This window comes from [Clostridium] fimetarium (assembly GCF_900111235.1).
Lineage (GTDB): Bacteria > Bacillota > Clostridia > Lachnospirales > Lachnospiraceae > Clostridium_N > Clostridium_N fimetarium.
This window is the reverse complement of record NZ_FOJI01000038.1, coordinates 1-2,603: the sequence shown is the minus strand read 5'-3', so window position 1 is coordinate 2,603 and position 2,603 is coordinate 1. Positions and strand designations below refer to the sequence as shown.

General features: G+C 32.5%; 1 protein-coding gene and 1 pseudogene. Both read left to right on the top strand.

Features of this window, described 5'->3' with window-relative positions:
* Positions 1 to 115 precede the first annotated feature (115 nt).
* A pseudogene (gene istA / locus BMY18_RS20575) lies at positions 116 to 1,315 on the top strand (IS21 family transposase); the annotation flags it as partial.
* Positions 1,316 to 1,769: 454 nt separating this feature from the next.
* Positions 1,770 to 2,528, top strand: a complete 759-nt coding sequence (istB, locus tag BMY18_RS20570) for an IS21-like element helper ATPase IstB (protein WP_092458488.1) — start codon at positions 1,770 to 1,772, stop codon at positions 2,526 to 2,528.
* The last annotated feature ends 75 nt before the right edge of the window (positions 2,529 to 2,603 follow it).

Below are 2,603 nucleotides of genomic sequence, written 5' to 3'. Positions count from 1 at the left end.
TGCAAAGTTTATAATAAGAATGTAGGAAAAATACGAAATAAAAATGTCGTATAATCTACATTCTTATTTTGTATTTAAGGCAAATTTGATACACTTCTTATGGAGGTGAATCGATATGCCAAGCAACTTACAAGGAGAGTTAGCAATTATGGATAACTTAGGAATCAAACCTAACTATGCAGCTCTAGGCAGAAAATATGATATGGATTGGAGGACGGTTAAAAAATACCAAGAAGGATACAAAGGAAAAGCAAAAACCAGGAACAAGTCCAGTAAACTTGATTCTTTCAGAAATGAAATCACTGACAAACTTAAAATTAAAAGAGTAACTGTAAGAGGTGTCTATGAATTTATGGTTAAAAAGTATGGGATAGAAAGTATCGGCTCTTATACCAACTTTATGGCTTATGTAAAAATGCATAAGCTTAAACCATCTAACAAATCAACTGGTCATCCCAGAGTGGAAACACTTCCTGGTGTACAGGCACAGGTAGATTGGAAGGAGGATATTTCTTTAGTTTCTAGGTATGGAGAAATATTTGTGATAAATGTATTTCACATAGCTTTAAGTTTTTCAAGATATAGTTACCTTGAGCTATCAATACAGAAACGAACAGATGATGTATACAGAGGACTTATTAATGGATTTGAAGCTTTGGGCGGGGTACCTGAAGAAATACTCTTTGACAACATGTCAACGGTTGCTACCACTCGTGGCAGACATAAAAAACCAACTACTGGTATATCAAAGATTGCAAAGGATTTTGGCTTCAAAGTTCGACTTTGTGCTACGAGAACACCTGAAACAAAAGGTACTGTAGAAGCTAAGAATAAAGTAATTGACTGGGTTAGGCCATATGATGGAGAGTTTGAAGATTTAGATGATCTTATCAGGATTATTAAAAACATAAATGCAAACATGAATATAAGTGTGAATGAAGAAATTGAAATGTCTCCAACGGCATTATTCTACAAAGAAAAAGAGTACCTGCATTCACTACCAAACCCTGCAATCATAGAACAGTATCTGTGCCCAAACAGCTACCGTGTATCTAATGAAGCACTTATACGATATGGCAATAACAAGTACTCTGTTGATCCAAAGCTTATTAACGAAGTAGTAACCATAGACACTCTCGAAAATAATCTTTACGTCTATTATAACGGAAAACTTATTACATATCATCCACTTAATGAAAAAAAGATTAACTATAAACCGGAACATTATAAAACCTTGATGAAAGGAAAGGTTAAAGAAACAGATATGAATGAAAGAATAACTGAAAATTTAAAAGTAATGGATTCGTTACTAGAAATGCGTAAGGTTGAGGTATCTTGTGTTGAAGCAACCAAGTCTGCACAAGCCCTGATAGCATATATTAATCAGAACAGCTGTGGCAAATGGGTCATAAATAATTATGCTCATTTGTCTGCATCAGAGAAGCTTGTTTTTATAAAAGGAATGAACGAGGTACTTCCTTATGTAAAAAATAAAGATGCATTTATTGAAAGAATTAAATACTCCATGAAGGAAAATTTTTGTAAAACAATTGACTTTGACTGCTATGTTAATGATTTTATGGCTTCTTCAGACTTTGAGTGCGTACTTACAGATGAAGGTTATAATACAATACATAAAAAGTATGAAAAAGAAATAAATCAGTTTTTAAAGGATATAGAAGAACAATACTCTGCCGAGAATGAAAAAGAAACTTATGAATCAGATTTCAGTCTAGATGCTGAATTAATATTTAGAAAGGATTAAGCTTATGAATAATTATAATGCTCTAATAAATAACCTGGAAGAGCTTGAATTAAACAGAATAAAAGAAAATATAGACACTTATCTGGATTTAATAGCAGATGGTTCAAAAACTGCAGTAGATGCATTCTATGAACTAAGTGAGCTGGAGATAAGGTTAAGAAAAGAACAAGCTATTACTGGATGTGTAAAAGTAGCAAATTTCCCGTTTTTAAAAGAAATGAAAGACTTTAATTTTGGATTTCAACCATCAATCGATAAGGCAAAAATAATGGATCTTATGACTCTTAGGTTCATAGACAACGCCGAAAATATCATATTTTGTGGAACACCTGGTGTTGGAAAGACCAACATATCAGTATCAATAGGGATTGCCGCTGCTAAACAAAGATATTGTGTATATTTTATTACGTTTCAAGATTTAATTGCCCAATTAAAGAAGGCTTTAACTGAGAATCGCCTTGATGCACGAATTAAGTGGTTCTGCAGATATAAGTTACTAATTATAGATGAATTAGGATATCAGAGAATGGATACAGATTCAGCAAATCTATTCTTCAATCTGATATCAAAGAGATATGAAAAATCATCAACGATAATAACTACAAATAGTCCGTTTTCCAAGTGGGCGGATATCTTTAAGGAGCCAGTACTTACGAATGCATTACTGGATCGTTTACTACACCACTGCTCTGTTATTAACATAAATGGACCATCATACAGACTTAAAGATCAGCTACAACATATGTCTGAAGATGCATCATAAAATACAAAATAAAAATGTAGGTTTTCATACATCATTATTTTGTATAAAACTTACATTTTTATATTGACTTTTGCA